Here is a 19,014-nt window from a genome sequence, read left to right as displayed (position 1 = left end):
GCAAATGAGAACACTGAGGAAATGGGGTTTCAGGGCCGGAGGCGTGATCGCGGGCTTGATCGTGCTGGCGGTCGCCGCGCTGTTCTTTCTGACCCTTCGCACCGTTGATCGAATCTACGGGGGGCACACCCAGGTCGTCGATCCTGACCAGTTTCAGGTCGAGAGCGGCCCGATGGCGATCACCCACGTCAGCGTATTGTCGCCGGATGGTTCACAGATGCTGCCGGACAGGACGGTGGCCGTGCGGGACGGACAGATCGTTTCGATCTCGACCGGCAGCGATATTCCTGAAGGCCTGACGCGGATTGACGGTCGCGGAAAGTTTCTGATCCCGGGCCTGATGGATTCCCATGTGCACCTCCAGCGCAGCCCCAACGACCTACTGCTTTATGTGGCCAACGGGGTGACGCAGATCCGCAGCATGGGCGGGTCGGACGCAGATCTGGCTCTGAGGGATGAAATCCGGAGCGGCCGCATCGGCCCGCGTTTCCATGTGTCCTCGCCGTCGATGAACTCGGCGGACGGCTTTTCGTCGGCTGGGTCTGCTCCGGGCTGGATCCCCGAACCGCTGGTCATCTGGTTCGTCGAGAATGTCTTCAACACGCACTCGACGCCGAATGCGCAGGAAGCCCGGGACGATGCGCGTGCGTTCATCGACCGGGGCTACGACGGCATCAAGCTGTACGGCTTCCTGACCATGGACAGCTATCGCGCCATTCTGGATGTAGCCGAAGAGCTGGATGTTCCGACGGTCGGCCACCTGCCCGAAGACATGCCGCTGAGCGACCTGCGCACCACCAGGCTTCGCGAAATCGCCCATATCGAGGAGTTGGTGAAGGCGCTGCTGGACGAGTTCGGGAGCGTCAACAGCCAGGGAAGCGAGGCGTTCATCGCCTTCGTGGAAAGCAGGAAAGATGAGATCGCAGCTGACCTGCTGGAAAACGACATCGCCGTTCACAGCACGCTGCGCTTCTCGGAAAACATCGACGATCAGGTGTTTGATCTGGACGGCGCCCTCGCGGACATCCCGCTCAAATACGCCAATCCCGGCATTGTCGAAGGTTACGGCCCGCTGGGCTTCGGGTGGCTTCCGGGCAGCAACAAGTTTCAGGCGTACGCAGGGGACACGCCCGAACAGATCGCCTCGAATAGGGCGTTCTGGGCCGCTCGCGAAGAAGCCCATCGCATCCTGCTGAGGGCCATGGTCGCTGCGGGAGTCCCCATTCTCGCCGGCACGGACGCCAACGGTTGGCTGAGCGTCCCGGGATTCTCCCTGCACGACGAGCTGCAGTCGCTCAACGCCGCCGGCATGACCCCGGCGCAGGCGCTCCATGCGGCGACCGCGGCGCCTGCACGGGCCATACGCAGCGATGCGGGGGTCATCGAGGTCGGTCGCCGTGCGGACCTCGTTCTGCTCAACGAGAACCCGCTGGTCGACATCGGAAACACATCGTCTATCGAAGCGTCATTCTGGGTGGGAGATATCTGAACCGAGGCCAGCTGAACGCCATGCTGCAGGCCGTTGAAGCGGCCAATGCTGCGAGCAGACGTTCCTCCATAAGCCCGTACCAATGAGGTCGCCGGGCGCCCGCTCCAGGGTCTCTCTTCCTCGGCGCTAGGCCGCCGCCCAGTTGCCGTGGAAGGCGGCGGGCATGGCCACGTCGGCGCGCCAGGTGCAGACGGGACCGTCCTCGATCCGCGCCATGTCCAGCACGTGCAGCTCGGTGACGCCTTCGCGCAGATTGATGGTGGGCCCCACCAGCCAGGCGTCCGCCTCGCCGCTCAGGCCCGGCTTGGGCACATGGACCATCTCGTCCACCACATGGCCGGTGCCGAAGTCATAGGCGTGGGTGCGGCCCTGATCCCAGTCGGTGACGCCCACCGCCGTGGCCAGCGGCCGGTCCGGCTCCTCGCCCAGGGTGTGCAGGCTGTAACGGCGCCGCTCGCCCGCCCGGCGCGCGTCGCCCCGGGGGAACTCGGCCGCGCGGCCTGCGTGCTCCAGCCGCCCCTGACCGTCCGGCGACAGGGTCATCATGGCCAGCCGCGCGGGTTCATTGCCCAGCGGCACGCCGTTCAGGATGTCCTGGGCGCCCTGTGAGGCGAAGGACATGTCCGCATGGGCGCAGACGTCGAAGCGGATGGTCCCGCCCGCCTCCTCCCAGGCGTCGCCCAGATGAAAGAAGCCGAAGGCCGGCGCCTCGTACACCCGCCGGGCGTCCAGATCGTCCTTGTCGATCACCAGCACCTGGGTTCCCTCGTCCGGCAGCCAGTCGTAGGCGGTGGAGACCGGCATGACGTTGCGCGCATGCACCCACGGCTGCAGCACGATCACCAGATGCCGCGCCGTGGCGGTGAAGTCGTGGATGTAGCTGGCGCGCGGCAGCGGGATGACCCGCGCGTCCTCCAGCGTCCCGTCCGCCGAGAGGCGCCAGACCACAGCCCTGTTTCCGTTGACGCCCAGATTCCAGATGCGGCCGTCGGGTTCGATGCGGGGGTGGGCCAGGAACGGCATGCCGCGCAGGTCCGGGCGCAGGGTGACGAAGCCGCGCGTCTCCAGGGTGTCGGGATCCATGGCCATGGGCGAGCCCGCTTCCCACAGGGCCCAGATGGCGTCGCCCACCTTGTGCACCGAGGTGTTGGCCGGGTTGGCGTCGTCCGCCGAACCGATCTCGGCGCGCGGGTCGGCGACGGTGCCGAAGCCCGGCATGACCATGGCGTCCAGCCGCGTCTCCTGACGCCGCTTGGGTGTGTCGGCGAAGCGGGCGGCCAGGGTGGCCTGACCGTCTTGGATGCCGAAGCGGCGGATCAGGCCGTCGCCATCGAACCAGTGCTGGGACGAACCGCCCGGCCGCCGGAACTTGGCGGGTCCGTTGCGGTACAGAGCCCCGGACAGGCCCTCGGGCGCCCGGCCGTGGACCCGCTGCAGGACGCGCGGGGCGATGTCGCCCTCAACATCGGCGGTGGCCAGGGACCAGTCGGACGCGACCCGCAGGGCGCGGGCGGCGAAGGCCGTGTCCGGCGTGATGGCCAGAGCGGCGGCGGCGGTCAGGAAGGTGCGGCGCGAGGTGTTCATGATGTCAGCTCCCCCAATCATTCTTCAGCGCAGGGTGATGGTCTGGCGGGTCTCGCCCGAGACGGTGAAGCGGGCGCGGTCCCAGGAGGCCGGGCCCATGTTGCCCACCGCATTGTTGGAGAAGGCGAACGGCTCGGTGGGCATGCCGAAGGGATTGGTGTTCATCTGGCCGTCGCCGTTCACATCGTGAAAGGCCCGCAGGGCGTAGTCGCCGGGGGGCAGGCCTTCGAACCGCGCAACCCGCTCGCCGCCGGCCACGTCGATCATGGCCGCGCCCACCGGAGCGCCGCCGCCGTCATAGGCCGCCTGGCTGTCGAACAGGGCGGCCATGACGGCGCCGTCCTCGGCGCCCACGTCGAAGGTAATCTCGACAACGCTGGTGTCGGCGGGCTGAAGCGTCAGGGCGGCGGCGAGGATGAAGGCGGGAACGGAAAACATGATCGGGCTCCTGAGATGAAGACCCGGTCGCCGGGCCGTCGATGGCCCATTGATTTCGCGCAGAGGCCGCCGTCGCCACCGTCGATGCGTTTGCGTCCGCGTGGTGTGCGTGAATGACCGCGCCCGTGCGTTCACGAAGCGCCGGTGACCGTCCTAGGCGGAGGCGGCTGTCCTCAGCACGCTCAGATACCCCGGCGCCGTCTCCATGCGCGCGGCCTCGGGGCGGGTGTGCAGCAGCCGGTGCAGGCGCGGCAGGCGCCAGCAGGGCACGTGCATGAACAGGTGGTGCTCGGCGTGATAGTTGACCCAGTAGGGCGCGATCAGGGCCCGCTCGATCCAGCTGGCCCGGGTGGTGCGGGCCGCGCGGAAGGCGTCGTCGGCCGACCCCTCGACACAGGCGTGCTCGGCGATGTTGCGCAGGCGCGTGACCAGCGGGAACCAGGTGGCCATGGGCAGCAGCCACAGCGCGAAATACGCCCACCAGACGCCGGCCAGCGTCAGGGCCGCCAGCATCCCGGCGTTGACGATCAGGAAGGGCGCCACCGACTTGCCGGTGACCACCGCGCCCTCGGCCATGTCGGCGTCGCGCTGATTACGAAACGCGCCGACCAGCAGCATGACCCGCTGCTTGAAGAAGGTCTGGCCGGTCAGGTCGCGGATGATCTTGCGCCGCAGGGACGCGCCGGTGACCGGGAACGGCTCGGACAGCACCAGATCCGGGTCCTCCGGCTGCTGGGCGAACCTGTGGTGCGACAGGTGATAGGGGCGGTAGGCGCCAAGGCTGGCCCCGACCGGCACGGCGCACAGCCAGTGGCCGAGCATGTCGTTCAGCGTCAGGTTCTTCGCCAGCGCCCCGTGGGCCGCCTCGTGCATCAGAATGGCCAGACCCAGCTGGCGGGCGCCCACGATCATGATGCAGACCGGGATCAGCACCGGCCACATCACCCCGACCGCCATGGCCAGGGCGATCACCCCCCAGGCGTGCAGCACCAGCAACGGCCCGCGCCAGTGACTGCGCGCCTGAAACGGCGCCCACTCCTCGGGCGTGAACAGACGGGTCGGGGAAATGCGCGGCGCGGCGGGCATGAGGTCATCATAGCGCGTTCTCCAAAAGGACGCGATAAAGTCGCAGAAGCCGGGGATTATGCACTTGACGTACCACGCCCATCATATAGGGTGTAGCTATGAACCTGACCGATCCCATCTTTCACGACGCCGACGCGGCCCGCGCTCATTTGGAAAAGCTCCAGTGGGCCAACGGTCGGGTCTGCCCGCATTGCGGCACGGTGGACAACTCGGTCGAGTTGAAGGGCAACAGCACCCGTCCCGGCGTCTATAAGTGCCGCGACTGCCGCAAGCCTTTCTCGGTCACGGTCGGCACCCTGTTTGAGCGCTCGCACGTCCCCCTGAACAAGTGGGTTCTGGCGGTTCACCTGCTGTCGTCCTCCAAGAAGGGAATGAGCAGCCACCAGCTGATGCGTTCGCTTGGCGTCACCTACAAAACCGCTTGGTTCATGGCCCATCGCATCCGTGAGGCCATGCGCGACGACACCGCCTATCCCATGGGCGGAAACGGCGGCGCGGTTGAGGTCGATGAGACCTTCATCGGCTCCGACCCTGACATCGAGAAGGGCCGCAACCCGTCCGCGCACAAGATGAAGGTCGTCTCTCTGGTGGACCGTGAGTCAGGCCGCGCCAAGTCTTATGTGGTGGACCGTATCGGCGCTGCCGAGATCGGCCCCATCGTCATGGCGAACGTCTCTCGCGAGGCCCGCCTGATGACTGATAGCGCCCGTCACTACCCCCAGATCGGTCGTCACTTCGCCTCGCACGGCGTCGTCAATCACAACATTGACGAATACGTCTCGCGCGTTGACGCCACCATCCACACGAACACGATTGAAGGCTTCTATTCGATCTTCAAGCGCGGGATGCGCGGCGTCTATCAGCATTGCGCCAAGCGCCACCTGCATCGCTATTTGGCAGAGTTCGACTTCCGCTATTCCAACCGCATCGCTTGCGGCCTTGATGACACGCAACGCGCCGCCAAGGCCCTGTCGATGATCGGTGGCAAGCGCCTGACTTATCGGCGGATTGACGGCCTGCAAGCCGTTTAAAAAGCCGAAGAAGAGACGCCGCAATCAACGCTGGCGAACGAAGGGGTGACGAACGACCATTAACAACAAGGCACACAACAGGTGGTGCAAAATGCCGCGATTCACCCTACATAATGCAGATTGTGGATGCCGCACTATGGACGTATAACCGTCAAATCCATGCTTTAGGATTTTTTAGGGTATCGCTGGCAGGATTCTGGCGGAACTCGGAGTCCGTCTGCTGGTTATCAAGGGTGGTCTTGTGCCACCCGTGGGGGGCACCGGCGGACGCCGGAGTAGGACAGAGATGATGGAAAACGAACTGCACACGCTTCTGGAGCGGGCGCGGAATGTAACGGTTTCTGAAGCCCAGCTTGAAGAGGGCCGCATCGCTATGGCTGCGGCTAATGCTGGCATTAACGACTCGCGGGTGACGGTCGAAACGATGCGCGCCACCCGCACGATTATGCTGGCCTCCGAGCAGGCCAAGGACGCGCTCGTTTAAGGCATGGATGCGCAGGATAAGTTCCTCCGCAAACAGGCCAACATACTGCGGCTACACCAGTTGGTGGACGCCACCGTATTAGGGGTTCCGCAAGGGACCCCTTTTGTGTTCTCTGAGGCCCTAATCAAGCGGCTCCATGGCGTGGCGATGGCGGGGTTGCTGCCTTCGCCGGGGGAGTACCGGCAGGGCGAGGTGCATATCCAGAACAGCGCTCATCGCTGCCCCAGCTGGATACAGGTGCCAGCCCTAATGGGAACGGCCGTCGAATGGGTGGCAACTAACTGGAACGAGCGCGACCTCATCCACCTTGCTTCGTTTGTTTTGTGGCGTCTGAACTGGGTCCACCCCTTCCAGAACGGAAACGGCCGCACCGCCCGCGCCAGCGCGTACATGGTCCTGTGCGCAAAGTACGGCGGCCTACTGCCGCCCAAAAATTCTGTCATCGAACAAATCCAGCGCGACAAGCCGACCTACTACGGCGCGCTCAGGGCCTGTGATCAGATTTTTGATACTAGTCAGAACGTGGACGCTGCGGTGCAGCCGATGGCTCAACTTTTGACGGCCCTTCTGACGCAGCAAATTCAGTCGAACCTCTAGGTGGGGCGAGATTAAGCGCGGTCTTGGGCTGCGGCTTGGTGCTCAGCATACGGCGAAGAACGTCGTCGGGTTTCGGGTCGGGGGTCTTAGTGTCCATAAAACCAGCCTATCACGTCTTCCTGTCGCCCACCCAGAAGCGGCTCATTGCCGAGATTTCGGCCATCCAGTCGCAGGTCGAATGGCTGATGAGGCTCGCGGTTCAGCACTGCTTGGGATGCGAGCCCGCCACCGCCAGGACGATAATGGGGTCCACCAGCATAGCCGCAAACGCGAAGATCTGGTTCGACGTTATTTGCGAGGCATACGCCGACAACGAGATCGCCCTCGATTGGGCCGATGCTGCTTACGCAGGGATCGCGAAGCTTGCGGAAGATCGAAACTCCTACCTGCATACGCTGTACGCCCACCGCGACGGCGATGACGAAAACGACTTCAACGTAGCCTTCTCGCACCAGCTATCGAAGGCTGATCGAGCCCGGTTGCCCGCCGCAGTGAAGGCGCGAACAGAGAAGGCGGTTTCACTCAACGACCTCAAGAAGGCGCGGGACCACGCCGCGCAACTCTCCATCATTTTCGCGTACTTTGAATGGGAGCTTCTGGACATGGGCGCGCCTTCGCCATTTGAGCGAAGACTCGCTGCACTACCTCCGATGCCTCCTCACACCCCAAGGGCCGAGCGGGCCAAAGCGCGTCAACGCCAGCAGAAATCATCTCCGGCGTAATCTCGATCTCAGTACCGGCCTGTCGCACTTCATCTACTCCTTGTGTTTGGTACGTCAAGTGCATAATCCCCCAGAAGCCTGACTAAATGTCGTGTTGACCTTACATTTCGATCGTGTCATGTTGACCTTACATTCAGTCAGGAGGGCGCGACATGCTCACACTCGGGAAACAGCAAACCACCGCGGCCGGCCGCCGCTATGTGATGCGGACCATGGCCTTCATGAGCGGCTATGTAGCGGTCAATGTGGCGGCCATCTTCGGCGCGTTCGACGAGATCATCGGTCGGCCGGTGGCCTGGGCTCTTGCGCTGGCGGTCGCGGCGCCCGTGGCCGGGCAGATCTGGGCCACCCTGATGCTGATGCGCGACTCCGACGAGTTCGTGCGCGGCGTCACGGCCAAGCAGTTCATCCTGTCAGCGGGCGTCGCCATGGCGCTGGCGACGGCGTGGGGTTTCGGCGAAAGCTACGCGGGCGCGCCCCATGTTCCGGCCTGGCTGATCTATCCCCTGTTCTGGGCCGTCTTCGGGGTGGTGGCGCCGTTCGTGCGGAGCTCTCACTGATGAAAAACCGCCTGCGCGTGCTGCGCGCCGAGAAGGGCTGGAGCCAGGCCGAGCTGGCGGACCGCATCGGGGTCTCGCGTCAGGCCATCAATGCGCTTGAGACCGAGAAGCACGATCCGTCCCTCGACCTCGCCTACCGCATCGCCGCCCAGTTCGGGGCCGCGGTGGAAGACATCTTCGATAATCCGCACGGCTGACGCCGGCGGCTCAAACCCAAGGAGAAGACTGATGTTCAACGTACGCTCATGGAGCGGGCGGCTGGCCGCCTGCGCGCTGTTCGCCCTGTCGGTCGGCGCCGTGGCCGCCCTGCCAGAACGCGCCGAGGCCCAGATCGCCGATCCGGCGCCGGGTTTCACATCTGATCGCATCAGCGTGGAAGTGATGGGCGAGGGCCCCGACGTGGTGCTGATCCCCGGAATGGCGTCGTCGCGCGAGGTGTGGCGCGCCACCGCCGAGGCGCTGGCCGGGAATTACCGGCTGCATCTGGTGCAACTGTCCGGGTTCGCCGGGCAGCCGTGGACCCACGGCGAGGGCGACTTCCTGCGCCCCGCCGTGGCGGAGATCGGGCGTTACATCGAGACGGCCGAGCTGGAGCGGCCCGCCATCATCGGCCACTCCATGGGCGGGGCTTCCGGCGTCATGCTGGCGCAGGAGCGACCGGACCTGATCGGCCGGGTGATGAGCGTGGACTCCCTGCCCTTCTTCAGCGTGCTGTACGGGCCGGAAATGACCGCCGAACGGGCCCGGCCCTATGCGGAACAGGCCGCCCGCGCCGGGCTGGACGTGGACGAGGCGATTTTCCGCGCCGGGCAGCAGGCTCTCGCCCAGGGCATGAGCCGGGACGAGGCGACCCGCGCGGCCATGGTGGACTGGTCCATGGCGTCGGACCGGCTGGCGATCGGGCTGGCCATGCGCGACGTGATGGTCACGGATCTGCGACCGGGTCTGGCGGCCATGACCACGCCGGTGTGGGCGGTCTATGCGGCCGATGCGGACGGGGGAGCGCCCGCCGCCATGGCGGATGCGATGTGGGCGCGGGAGTACGCCGATCTGCCCGGCGTGCGGCTGGAGCGGGTGGACGGCTCGCGCCACTTCATCATGGCCGACCAGCCGGAAGCCTTCATGGCGCTGGTGCGCGCGTTCCTGAATGAGTGAATCGGCGGGGCCTTCGCTCTATCTTGGCTTGATCTCGCGAGGCATCCGGATGCGCCGCCAGCGAGCTTCGACCAGGGCGAAGGCGCCGAAGGCCATGATGCCCAGGGCCGTGAAGCCCACGATCCACGAGCCGAAGGGCTGGGCCTCCAGCAGCTCCAGCGAGGCGCCGAAGCTGCGCGCCTCCTCGGCGCGGGTGCGCCAGCCGGCGAGGATGACGAACACCCCCATGGGCAGATAGGCGAACCCGCGCGCCGCATAGCCCGCCCGCGCCAGCGGCACGACCCGGCGGCAGGTCTTGCGGTCGCAGGCCAGACTGTCGGCGAACTCGCCGGTCACGCCCTTGATGATGTTGCCCACGCCCATGGCGAGGATGAACAGGCCCGCGCCGATCAGCAGCCAGTCGCCGTAGGGCATGTCCATGACCGTCCCAGCCTGTTGCTGCGCCTCGGCGCCGCCGTCGTCGGCGTCCACCTCGCCCACCTCGTCCATCAGCTCGAAGACCGAGGAGGCCAGAACGCCATAGAACACGCCGCTCAGCGCTTGACCGGCGCGCATGCCGATGGCCTTCAGGGACCAACCCTCGTGGTCCGCGTCGACCACCGACTGCAGGAACCGCCAAAGGACGAACATCCAAAGGCCGGCGCCCAGCAGGGTCAGCCACACCCGGCCAAAGGGCTGCTCGGCGGTCAGTTCGATGATCCCGCCCGCGCCCAGACTGTCGCCGGTTATGTCCACAGCGGCCAGCAGGGCCGCCAGCCCCACATTGAAATAGACGAAGCCGCGCGCGCCGTAGCCCAGGCGCGCGGCCCACTCCAGCAGGGTCTGGATGGAGGGCATGGAGCGGCCGGTCAGCCGCTCGAGGCGGCGGCCCAGACGTCGGCCCAGACGGCGGCCGGCGCGCGCGCCGAAACGGCGGCCTTCAGCGATCGCCTGGGTCAGGGTCATGGGCATTCATCCTCCGTGCGCGGAGGCCAACGCCTGAGCCCGGCAAACGGCTCCGCCTATTCGGCGGCCTGGAGGGCGCCGGCGCGCTCGGCTTCCAGCTCGGCGGCCTTCTTCTCCACCAGCTCGACGATGTGGTCGACCATGCCGGCGTTGTCCTGCTTGTGGGTCATCTTGCCGGCCAGATAGACCATGCCCGCGCCCTTGCCGCCGCCGGTGAAGCCCACGTCGGTGTAGAGCGCCTCGCCCGGTCCGTTCACGACGCAGCCGATGATGGACAGGCTCATGGGCGTGGTGATGTGGGCCAGCCGCTCCTCCAGCACGCCAACCGTCTCGATGACGTTGAAGCCCTGACGGGCGCAGGACGGGCAGGCGATGATGTTCACCCCCCGGTGGCGCAGGCCCAGCGACTTGAGGATGTCGAAGCCGACCTTGATCTCCTCCACCGGGTCGGCGGCCAGGCTGACCCGGATGGTGTCGCCGATGCCGGCCCACAGCATCGATCCCAGCCCGATGGCGGACTTGATGGTGCCGGTGCGCAGCGGGCCCGCCTCGGTCACGCCCAGATGCAGCGGGCAGTCGATGGCGTCGGCCAGTTGCTGGTAGGCGGCCACGGTCAGGAAGGGGTCGGAGGCCTTCACCGAAATCTTGAACTCGTGGAAGTCCTCGTCCTGCAGGATGCGGGCGTGGTTCAGGGCGCTTTCCACCATGGCGTCGGGGCAGGGCTCGCCGTATTTCTCGAGCAGTTCGCGCTCCAGCGATCCGGCGTTGACGCCGATGCGCATGGAACAGCCGTGGTCCCGCGCCGCCTGGATCACTTCGCGCACCCGGTCGCGCGAGCCGATGTTGCCGGGATTGATGCGCAGGCAGGCGGCGCCCGCCTCGGCCGCCTCGATGCCCCGGCGGTAGTGGAAATGGATGTCGGCCACCAGCGGCACGCGGGACTCTCGCGCAATGGTGCGGAAGGCGGCGGTGGATTCCTCATCGGGGCAGGACACCCGCACGATGTCGGCGCCCGCGTCCTCCAGCTGGCGGATCTGCTCCAGCGTGGCCGCCGCGTCGGCGGTGGGCGTATTGGTCATGGACTGGACGCTGATGGGCGCGTCTCCGCCCACGGCCACGGACCCCACCTGGATCTGGCGGCTCTTGCGGCGCTCGATATGGCGCCAGGGGCGGATGTGACCCAGCTGGTCGGCGGCGTTTGACATGATGCCCCCTAGATAGGGGATCAGGCGGCTCTATTCCACGACGGAAAGATGTCAGCCCTCGGGCGGTATCGTCGCGGCGGCGGCCGAGGCGGTGGCCTGCTGGGCCCGTTCGGCCGCCGCCTGCACCGCCCGCTCCGTTCGCGCGGCGGCTTCGGCGGCGGTGCGGCGGGCGGCGGCCTGGGCGCGGCTGTTCAGTTGGGACAGCGGGGTCAGCGCGGCGTTCAGGGCGCCGTCGTACTCCCCGTTCATATAGACCGCGAAGGCGTCCGGCTCGGACACGTCCACCGTTGCTGACACGTCAGAAGGTGCGCGCCAGGCCTCGCCGGCGGTCAGCTGGCGGGCGAACAGGACGCGGCCGTCGCCCATGCGCACCACCAGGCTGGCGGCGCGGCGGGCCTGAATGACCACGCTGGAAGCGGTGGGCGCCGCCCCATAGGTGGCGCCGCGCGGATTGAACGCGGCCTGAACCGGCGCATCGACGCGGGCGCCCTGCACGGCGGCCTCATCCTCGGGATCGATACCGGTCAGTTCGGCCTCGAGGCCGGGGGTGATGTAGAGGGCCGGCACGGTCTGGTCCGGCGGCGCGGGGCGCGGGGCGCCCAGACGAACAACGCCGGGCGCGGAGCCCAGGGACCAGGTTTCGGGCGTTTCGGAAATGGCGGGTGGGGTCGGATCCTGCATCAGATTGACCCGCTGGAACACGTTCCAGCCCACCACGGCCAGGACCAGCACGGCGGCGGCGGCGATCCAGCGGGGCGACCGGCGCCGGGCGTCGGTCACATCCGCGCCGGTGGGCGATTGCAGACCCTCGGCGGCGTGCGGCGTTTCCCGCTTGAAACGCTCGGCCGCCAGCTGTTCGTCAAGACCGAGGGCGCCGGCCACGGCGCGCACATAACCCAGCACGAAAACCTGGGATGGCAGGGCGCTGTGGTCGTTCTGCTCAAGCGCCCGCAGATAGCGGACATGGACGCGCGTGGCGGTGGACAGATCCTCGATGGATCGCGCGGAATGCTCCCGCGCCCTGCGCAAGGCGTCACCCAGCGTCGCCGACTCGGTCAGAACGCGATGCGGATCGGTCCACTCCGCTTCGTCTTGTCGCACGTCAGGGCCGAACCCTGCATCCAGCGGCATAGCGCCCGCCCCCATACTCGTACTGTTCGTCGATGGATGATCGAAACGCCACGTCCCCCGCGGCGCCCGATCCTGATCTCCCCCCGGAGACCCCTCGAACTCGTCCTGTGGATAACCCATTGACAGACCCGGATCAATGTCTGGTTAACCGATTCGCGCGGCGCGCGAGCGGCTTTCTCACAGAGCGACGTTCAATTTCCGGGCCAGAGCCTCAACCTCGTTGCGCACGGACGCGGACGTGGCCCCCAGCAGGCCCGTTACGCCCCGCCGCGCCGCCGCCAGATCCAGCGACAGGATCATGCGCTTGACCGGCCCGACGCCGCCCGCAGGGGCTGAAAGACGCGTGTAGCCAAGGGCCAGCAGGACCATGGCCTCAAGCGGCCGCCCGGCCAGTTCGCCGCAGACCGACACCGGCGTCTCGGTATCGGCGCACTGGCGCTGGATGTCCTGAAGCGCGCGCAGGGTCGGCGGCGAAAGGGGGTCGTACCGATCCGAGACGAGCGGATTGGTCCGGTCCGCTGCGTACATGTACTGAAACAGGTCATTGGTGCCGACAGAGACGAAGTCAGTCAGGGGCAGCAGGGCGTCCAGATGCCACAACAGGCTGGGCGCCTCGATCATGGCGCCGACCCGCAGCGATTCCGGCAGGATCTTGCCGCGCCGCTCGGCCCATTCGCATTCGGCGTCCATCAGGGCGCGGGCCGCGCGGAACTCGTCCACCGTGGCGATCATGGGAAACATGACCCGAAGCTCGCGACCTGCGGCGGCGCTGAGCAGGGCGCGAAGCTGCAATCGCAGCAAGCCGGGCCGGTCCAGTCCAAGGCGGATGGCGCGGCGGCCCAGCGCCGGGTTCTCCTCCCGCTCCACCTCCAGATAGGGCAGCACCTTGTCGCCGCCCACGTCCAGGGTGCGGAAGGTGACGGGACGGTCCCCGGCGGCGTCCAGCACCCGGCGATAGAGATCGGTCTGGGCCTGAAGGCGCGGCAATTCCTCGGACACCATGAACTGGAACTCGGTGCGGAACAGGCCGATGCCCTCCGCGCCCGTCTCGTCCAGGGTGTCCAGATCCACCACCAGACCGGCGTTGGCCAGGACCGTCACGCGCACCCCGTCACGAGTGACGGCGGGGGTATCGCGCAGGGCGGCGAACTCGGCGCGGCGCTGCGCCCGCACCTGCATGCGCGCCTGTACCGCGTCCAGCATTTCCGGACGGGGACGCAGGAAGGCCTCGCCCGTCTCGCCGTCGGCGATGACCAGATCGCCTTCCGACAGGCGGTCGCGCAGGCCCGCCAGACGGCCGACGCAGGGAATTTGCAGCGCACGGGCGACGATGCCCGCATGGCTGGCGGCTGAACCTTCCTCCAGCAACAACCCGCGCAGCTTGTCGCGGGGATATTCCAGCAGGTCCGCCGGGCCCAGATTGCGCGCCACCAGAATGGCGTCGTCAGGCAGTTCGCGCTGCCCCGGCTGGTCGCCCGCCAACACCCGCAGCAGGCGATTGGCCAGATCCTCCAGATCGTGCAGCCGTTCGCGGATATAGGGATCGCGCGCCTTTGCGAAGCGGGCGCGATGCTCGTTGCGGACCCGGTCCACCGCCGCCTCGGCGGTCAGACCGCCGCGCACCGCCTCCTCCAGCGACCGGTTCCAGCCCCGGTCGTCGGCGAACATGCGGTAGGTCTCCAGCACCTCATAGGACGGACCGGCCAGACCCTGACCGCCCTCCAGCATGGAATCGATGTTGGCCTTCAGCGCGGACAGGCCCAGCTTCAACCGGGCCTCCTCGGCCACCGGATCGTCGGCCAGCAGGCGCTCGGGCGCCAGGGGGGCCTCGTGCAGCACAGCATGGCCGATGGCCAGACCTTCAGCGAACCGCTGGCCCTTGATGCGTTCGGGCCGGTGGGGCGCCACCTCCACGTCGCGCAGTTCGTCCAGACCCAGCAGCTCGCCGGACGCCACGGTCTCGGCCAGAACCATGGCGATGGTCTGGATGTCCTCGACCTCGTCCTCGTCGTAGCGGCGGGCCGCCTGGTTCTGGACCACCAGCACGCCGATGGCGCGGCCGCCGCGCAGCAGGGGCGCGCCGAGGAAGGCGTGATAGGGATCTTCGCCCGTCTCTGGACGATACGAGAAGCTGGGGTGGAGCGGAGCGTCCGACAGGCTGATGGGTTCGTTGAGCCGCGCCACCTCGCCCACCAGACCCTCGCCCGGGCGCAGGCGGGTGTTGTGGACGGCCTCGGGGTTCAGACCCTCGGTGGCGAACAGCTCCAACTCGCCGGTGGAGCGCCGCAGATAGATGGAGCACACCTCGGCCACCATGGACGAGGCGATGGTCTTCACCACCTTGTCCAGACGCTCCTGGGCCGGGCCGCCGCCGGCCATGGCCTCGCGGATCTGGCGCAGGAGGTTTCTGGGCCCCCTCGTCGTCAATCCGCCGCCCATGGGCATCACACGCCTGCTCCCGCCATCCGATTCCGCCTTAGCATATACAGAAGGTTCCCCGGCGCGCACCCCGGCTAGTCACCGCGGGAAGGCTTCGGCGGAACCGGATCGTATCCCGAGCCGCCGAAAGGATGGCAGCGGCAGAACCTTTTTGCGGCCAGCCAGCCGCCGCGAGCGGGGCCGTGGGTGATCAGGGCCTCGGCCGCATAGTCCGAACAGGTGGGTGCGAAGCGGCACTGCTGGCCGATCAGGGGCGACAGGGTCACCTTGTAGCCCCGGTGCGCCAGACGAACGCCGCGCTCGTACAAACTGGCCGCCACCGTCAGGCCGCGCCCGACAGGCGGGTGCGCTCGGCCGCGCGCACGGCGTCCAGCGCCGCCTCCACCGCCACCAGGGTCGAGGCGTGGCGGGCGGGATAGTCAGCCACCTGTTTCAGCAGGCGTAGATCGGCAAAGCGGCCTTCGGGCCCTTCGCCGCCGGACTTCAGCATGGCCAGCAGGGCGTCGCGGGCCTGCTCGATCTCGTCTCCTGTCGCGCCGATCACATGCTCGCCCAGCACGCCCGCCGCCGCCTGTCCGAGGGCGCAGGCCTTCACGGTCTGGGCGTAGTCCGCCACGCGGCCGGCGTCATCCAGCACCACATCGACGGTCGCCGTCGATCCGCACAGCTTGGCGACCCGGTGGCCCGTGCCCTGTGGGGCGTCCAGGCGGCCCGTGCGCGGCATGTTGGCCGCCAGCGTCAGGATGCGCGCGCTGTAGAGGTCGTCGATCATGACCGACAGATAGGCGCTGAACGATCTTGCGAGAAGGGTGAAAGACTTTCCGCCCCGGGCGGACTTCATCGGCATCCCAGCCTTAGTGGAGCCTCTGATGATCCTTCGCCCCGCCCTTCCCGCCTGTCTTCTGGTCGCCGCCGCGCTCGCAATCGCGCCCGCCGCCCATGCCGAGCCCGACGTCTATCTGGGCCTGAACCTGGTCGATCCGCGGACCGAGACGATCCAGACGGGCGCCTATGTGGTGGTGGAGGATGGCCGCATCATCGAGATCGGGCAGGGGCGCCCCGAAAACAGCCGGGGCCGGATGCACGATTTCACCGGCGTGTTCGCCCTGCCCGGTCTGATCGACACCCATGCCCATATCAGCCTGGGCGCCGCCCGTCTGGGCGTGGACGACGACGGCGCGCCCTATCTGGCCGCGGATCATCGACCGGACATCGTGGCGCATCACGCCCGGCGCCTGCTGGCCCATGGGGTCACCACGGTGCGCAATCCCGGCGGCGACATGGCCCACAGCCGGGCCTACGACGAAGCGCGGGCGGCCGGTCTGCCGGGGCCGGAAGCGCTGCACGCCGGCGAAGTCATCGACCGCTCGCCGTTTCCCTTCACCGGTCTGGTGGACCGGCCGTCGGAGACGCGGACCATCGCCGAGATCGTCGCCGAACAGGCGCAAGGGGGCGCGCGCTACATCAAGCTGTATGAATCCCTGAGCGAAGAGGATCTGGCCGAGGGAATCGCCGAGGCCCGGCGTCACGGCCTGCCCGTCATCGGCCACCTGTCGGACGTCAGCTGGACCCGCGCCGCCGAACTGGGCGTGGACGCCCTGGTGCACATGATGCCGGTCAGCCCGGACTTGCTGCCTGCGGATCAGCGCGAGGCCTATGTGGCGAACCGCCGGCCGGGGGCGTTCGCCTTCTTCGAGTGGTTTGAGGCGGTGGATCTGGACTCACCTGAGATCGATGAGATGATCCGGACGCTGGCGCGGGAACAGGTGCACGTGGACGCCACCCTGGTCGCGTTCGAGGCGGCGTTCCGGGGCGATGATCCGGCCTTCCTCGCCCGCGACGCCGACCTGTTCCACCCGGACATGCTGGCCAGCTGGAATGAAGGTTTCCGCTTCGATCTGGGCTGGACCGCCGAGGACTATCCGCGCGCCCGGGCCATCTGGCCCAAGGTGCTGGAGCTGACCCGCCGCATGCACGAGGCGGGCGTGCCGCTGACCCTGGGCACCGACATGGCCAATCCCTTCATCGCGCCGGGACGGAGCATGGCGCGCGAGGCGGTCCTGCATCAGCAGGCCGGTATCCCGGTCTGGGACGTGCTGCGCATGGCCACGTCGGACGCGGCCCGCACGCTGGGGGTCGCGGAACGCACCGGCGCCCTGGCCGTGGGTCAGGAGGCGGACATGGTCTTCCTGACGGCTGACCCGACGGCTGATCTCAACGCCCTGACGCAGGTGCGGGCGGTGGTGTCGGACGGCGAGTTGTACGATCCGGAGGCGCTGCTGGCGGCTCAGTAACCGCCGAAGCTGCCCGCCGCGCCGGGGAACACAACCGGACTTTCCGCCCCGTTGTCGGCCACCGCCGCCACGCCGAAGAAGTAGTTGTCGATGACCACGTTCTCCAGCGTGAACGCGGTGACGTCGCCGACCCAGCGGCTGTGGGTCCACTGGGGTTCGGTGGTCAGGCGCCAGTAGATGCGGTAGCCCGCCAGCTCGGGGGCCTGGGCGTCGGTCGGACGGGTCCACCGCAGGGTGGTGTCCGGGCTGACGGCGCCCTCGATCTGGACGTCGGCGGGCGGCGGCGGGGCCCAGGCCATGCCCGCCAGCGCCACGGCGTTGAGCCCGGTCAGCTTGGCGGCGTAGTCGAAGTCCACATACTCGAGGGTGTCGCCGTAGTGGCGGCCGTCCTCATTCCTCAGGTCCTGATGCTGGCGGTCGTAATGCTCGTTGGTCTCCATGATCCGCACGCCGGGATAGCCCAGATCGTTGAACGGCCGGTGGTGGCCGCCGCGCCCGAACCGGTCCAGCCGGTAAACCATCATCACATCCAGATTGGGCACATACTGCTCGCCCACCCGCTCGATGTAGCGGGCCAGATTGCGCGAGGGGCTGTCCACCTCGCCGCCGGTGAAGCGGCGCTGGGTCGCTTCCTGATCGGTTTCGGTCATGCGGGTGCCCTCGGCGAAGACCCGGGCGGTGGTGTTGTTCACCACCCCGTTGATGCCCGCCGAATTGCCGATCATGTCGTTGTTCAGCACCGCCTCGATGCGCCAGCCCTCGCGCTGGGCCTGTGCCGCCAGAATCTGGCCGCCGAACAGGCCCTGCTCCTCGCCCGCCAGGGCCGCATAGACGATGGTGGCGGGGAACCGATGCTGGGTCAGCACCCGCGCGGCCTCCAGCGTTCCGGCCACGCCCGAGGCGTTGTCGTTGGCGCCGGGCGAGTCGTCGGCCGCGTTCAGCACGTCCGTGACGCGGCTGTCGATGTCGCCGCTCATCAGCACATAGCGGTTCGGATCGGCGGTTCCGCGCTGAATGGCGATGACGCTGACCACCTCGGCGGGCTCGGGGATCCGGGCGCCCGTGACGGTGTCCGACACATACATCACCTCGAGGCAGCCGCCGCAGGCCGCCGAGATGCGTTCGAACTCCGCATGGATCCAGCGCCGCGCCGCGCCGATACCGCGCGTTTCGGATTCCGTTTCCGACAGAGTGTGCCGGGTGCCGAAGCCCACCAGGGTCGCAATGTCCGCCTCGATGCGCTCCGGTGAGGGCGCGACGGCGATGTCATACAGGGCGGGAATTTCAGCCGGCGGCGGCGTCTGGGCCATGGCGGCGGCCGGCAGGGCCGCGACCGCCAGGGCGGTGAACAGTGCGCGCATCAGCGTTTCTCCTTCGTTTTCAGTCGGCTTGCGTTGGCGCTCACGGCGCTCTGAACCGGCGCCAGCACATACGCCTGCATCCGCGCCCAGTCCGCGTTCAGCGTCAGGGCTCTGTCGGCGGTTCGGGCCCAGCAGCCCATCGCCCACCGGGTCTGCATGACCGCCGCCTGCGCCGGATCTGGCGCTGTCATCGCCGCCTCCATGGCGTGAGAGGCGGCGTCGGCTTCGACAGCCAAGGCGTCGGCCAGCCGATCCGCAACAAGACCCGCACCCACCGCTGCGCGCTCGGACACCGCCTGAAAGGCGGCGACTTTCTCGTCGCTCATCAGGGCCAGTTCGGTCAGGTCGGCGCGAGCGGGATCGCAAACGGCCTCGGCCATGATCTCCAGCCGCCGCTGGATCACGGTCCCCGCATCCCGCATCAGGCGGTCGTTCATCTCGGCGGCGCTCAGGGCGCTGTCAGGCTTGTTCATGCCCGCAAGCCTAGGGCGCC

Annotated in this window: 20 protein-coding genes; 9 read left to right on the top strand and 11 right to left on the bottom strand. The window is 67.7% G+C overall.

Features of this window, described 5'->3' with window-relative positions; genetic code table 11:
* Positions 1-61 precede the first annotated feature (61 nt).
* Positions 62-1,489, top strand: coding sequence for an amidohydrolase family protein (locus ACI8U3_RS03245; protein WP_415013484.1), 1,428 nt, complete (start codon positions 62-64; stop codon positions 1,487-1,489).
* A 126-nt stretch (positions 1,490-1,615) separates the two neighbouring features.
* Here the strand turns inward: ACI8U3_RS03245 and ACI8U3_RS03240 are convergent, their stop codons facing one another.
* From ACI8U3_RS03240 to ACI8U3_RS03230, 3 genes are all read right to left on the bottom strand, one after another.
* On the bottom strand, positions 1,616-3,073 hold the full coding sequence (locus tag ACI8U3_RS03240; protein WP_415013426.1) for a carotenoid oxygenase family protein: 1,458 nt from the start codon (positions 3,071-3,073) through the stop codon (positions 1,616-1,618).
* Between the two features lie 24 nt (positions 3,074-3,097).
* The gene (locus ACI8U3_RS03235) at positions 3,098-3,511 is read right to left on the bottom strand and encodes a DUF2141 domain-containing protein (RefSeq protein WP_415013425.1); all 414 of its coding nucleotides are present in this window, start codon (positions 3,509-3,511) and stop codon (positions 3,098-3,100) included.
* Between the two features lie 153 nt (positions 3,512-3,664).
* Positions 3,665-4,597 (bottom strand): fatty acid desaturase family protein, encoded by a 933-nt coding sequence (locus tag ACI8U3_RS03230; RefSeq protein WP_415013424.1) that lies wholly within the window; start codon positions 4,595-4,597, stop codon positions 3,665-3,667.
* 98 nt (positions 4,598-4,695) lie between these two features.
* Between ACI8U3_RS03230 and ACI8U3_RS03225 the strand changes: the two genes are divergently transcribed.
* From ACI8U3_RS03225 to ACI8U3_RS03195, 7 genes are all read left to right on the top strand, one after another.
* Entirely contained in the window at positions 4,696-5,628 is a 933-nt protein-coding gene (locus tag ACI8U3_RS03225) for an IS1595 family transposase (RefSeq protein WP_415013423.1), read from the top strand.
* Positions 5,629-5,917: 289 nt separating this feature from the next.
* Positions 5,918-6,112, top strand: coding sequence for a hypothetical protein (locus ACI8U3_RS03220; RefSeq protein ID WP_415013422.1), 195 nt, complete (start codon positions 5,918-5,920; stop codon positions 6,110-6,112).
* A 3-nt stretch (positions 6,113-6,115) separates the two neighbouring features.
* Positions 6,116-6,709, top strand: coding sequence for a Fic family protein (locus ACI8U3_RS03215; RefSeq protein ID WP_415013421.1), 594 nt, complete (start codon positions 6,116-6,118; stop codon positions 6,707-6,709).
* An 89-nt stretch (positions 6,710-6,798) separates the two neighbouring features.
* A complete protein-coding gene (locus ACI8U3_RS03210) occupies positions 6,799-7,431 on the top strand; it encodes a hypothetical protein (RefSeq protein ID WP_415013420.1) in 633 nt (210 codons plus the stop codon).
* A gap of 152 nt (positions 7,432-7,583) precedes the next feature.
* Entirely contained in the window at positions 7,584-7,991 is a 408-nt protein-coding gene (locus ACI8U3_RS03205) for a hypothetical protein (RefSeq protein ID WP_415013419.1), read from the top strand.
* Positions 7,991-8,188, top strand: coding sequence for a helix-turn-helix transcriptional regulator (locus tag ACI8U3_RS03200; RefSeq protein ID WP_045319386.1), 198 nt, complete (start codon positions 7,991-7,993; stop codon positions 8,186-8,188). Before ACI8U3_RS03205 ends, ACI8U3_RS03200 begins: the two co-directional genes overlap by 1 nt.
* 31 nt (positions 8,189-8,219) lie before the next feature.
* The gene (locus tag ACI8U3_RS03195; protein WP_415013418.1) at positions 8,220-9,146 is read left to right on the top strand and encodes an alpha/beta fold hydrolase; all 927 of its coding nucleotides are present in this window, start codon (positions 8,220-8,222) and stop codon (positions 9,144-9,146) included.
* A gap of 18 nt (positions 9,147-9,164) precedes the next feature.
* On the opposite strand, the gene ACI8U3_RS03190 is transcribed toward ACI8U3_RS03195, so the two are convergent.
* The 6 genes from ACI8U3_RS03190 to ACI8U3_RS03165 all read right to left on the bottom strand — a co-directional run bounded on the left by ACI8U3_RS03190 (position 9,165) and on the right by ACI8U3_RS03165 (position 15,638).
* Positions 9,165-10,097, bottom strand: coding sequence for a DUF1206 domain-containing protein (locus ACI8U3_RS03190; protein ID WP_415013417.1), 933 nt, complete (start codon positions 10,095-10,097; stop codon positions 9,165-9,167).
* A gap of 50 nt (positions 10,098-10,147) precedes the next feature.
* Positions 10,148-11,296, bottom strand: a complete 1,149-nt coding sequence (gene ispG, locus ACI8U3_RS03185; RefSeq protein WP_415013416.1) for a flavodoxin-dependent (E)-4-hydroxy-3-methylbut-2-enyl-diphosphate synthase — start codon at positions 11,294-11,296, stop codon at positions 10,148-10,150.
* Between the two features lie 51 nt (positions 11,297-11,347).
* Entirely contained in the window at positions 11,348-12,397 is a 1,050-nt protein-coding gene (locus ACI8U3_RS03180; protein ID WP_415013415.1) for a helix-turn-helix domain-containing protein, read from the bottom strand.
* A 207-nt stretch (positions 12,398-12,604) separates the two neighbouring features.
* Complete coding sequence (gene ptsP, locus ACI8U3_RS03175) at positions 12,605-14,866, bottom strand: phosphoenolpyruvate--protein phosphotransferase (RefSeq protein ID WP_415013483.1); 2,262 nt, start codon at positions 14,864-14,866, stop codon at positions 12,605-12,607.
* 74 nt (positions 14,867-14,940) lie between these two features.
* Positions 14,941-15,186, bottom strand: coding sequence for a membrane protein insertion efficiency factor YidD (yidD, locus tag ACI8U3_RS03170; protein ID WP_415013414.1), 246 nt, complete (start codon positions 15,184-15,186; stop codon positions 14,941-14,943).
* Between the two features lie 2 nt (positions 15,187-15,188).
* Positions 15,189-15,638 carry an iron-sulfur cluster assembly scaffold protein gene (locus ACI8U3_RS03165; protein WP_415013482.1) on the bottom strand — a complete coding sequence of 150 codons (450 nt, stop codon included), beginning with the start codon at positions 15,636-15,638 and terminating at the stop codon, positions 15,189-15,191.
* A gap of 97 nt (positions 15,639-15,735) precedes the next feature.
* Between ACI8U3_RS03165 and ACI8U3_RS03160 the strand changes: the two genes are divergently transcribed.
* Entirely contained in the window at positions 15,736-17,160 is a 1,425-nt protein-coding gene (locus ACI8U3_RS03160) for an amidohydrolase family protein (protein WP_415013413.1), read from the top strand.
* On the opposite strand, the gene ACI8U3_RS03155 is transcribed toward ACI8U3_RS03160, so the two are convergent.
* Both ACI8U3_RS03155 and ACI8U3_RS03150 read right to left on the bottom strand, forming a co-directional pair.
* Positions 17,154-18,521 carry a M28 family metallopeptidase gene (locus ACI8U3_RS03155; protein WP_415013412.1) on the bottom strand — a complete coding sequence of 456 codons (1,368 nt, stop codon included), beginning with the start codon at positions 18,519-18,521 and terminating at the stop codon, positions 17,154-17,156. The genes ACI8U3_RS03160 and ACI8U3_RS03155 overlap by 7 nt on opposite strands.
* A complete protein-coding gene (locus ACI8U3_RS03150; protein WP_415013411.1) occupies positions 18,521-18,994 on the bottom strand; it encodes a hypothetical protein in 474 nt (157 codons plus the stop codon). Before ACI8U3_RS03150 ends, ACI8U3_RS03155 begins: the two co-directional genes overlap by 1 nt.
* Positions 18,995-19,014: the final 20 nt, after the last annotated feature.

Origin of the sequence: Brevundimonas sp. (assembly GCF_047617075.1) — a bacterium.
GTDB lineage: Bacteria > Pseudomonadota > Alphaproteobacteria > Caulobacterales > Caulobacteraceae > Brevundimonas.
Note: the sequence above shows the minus strand (reverse complement) of the source record. Positions and strands in the feature narration are given on the sequence as shown.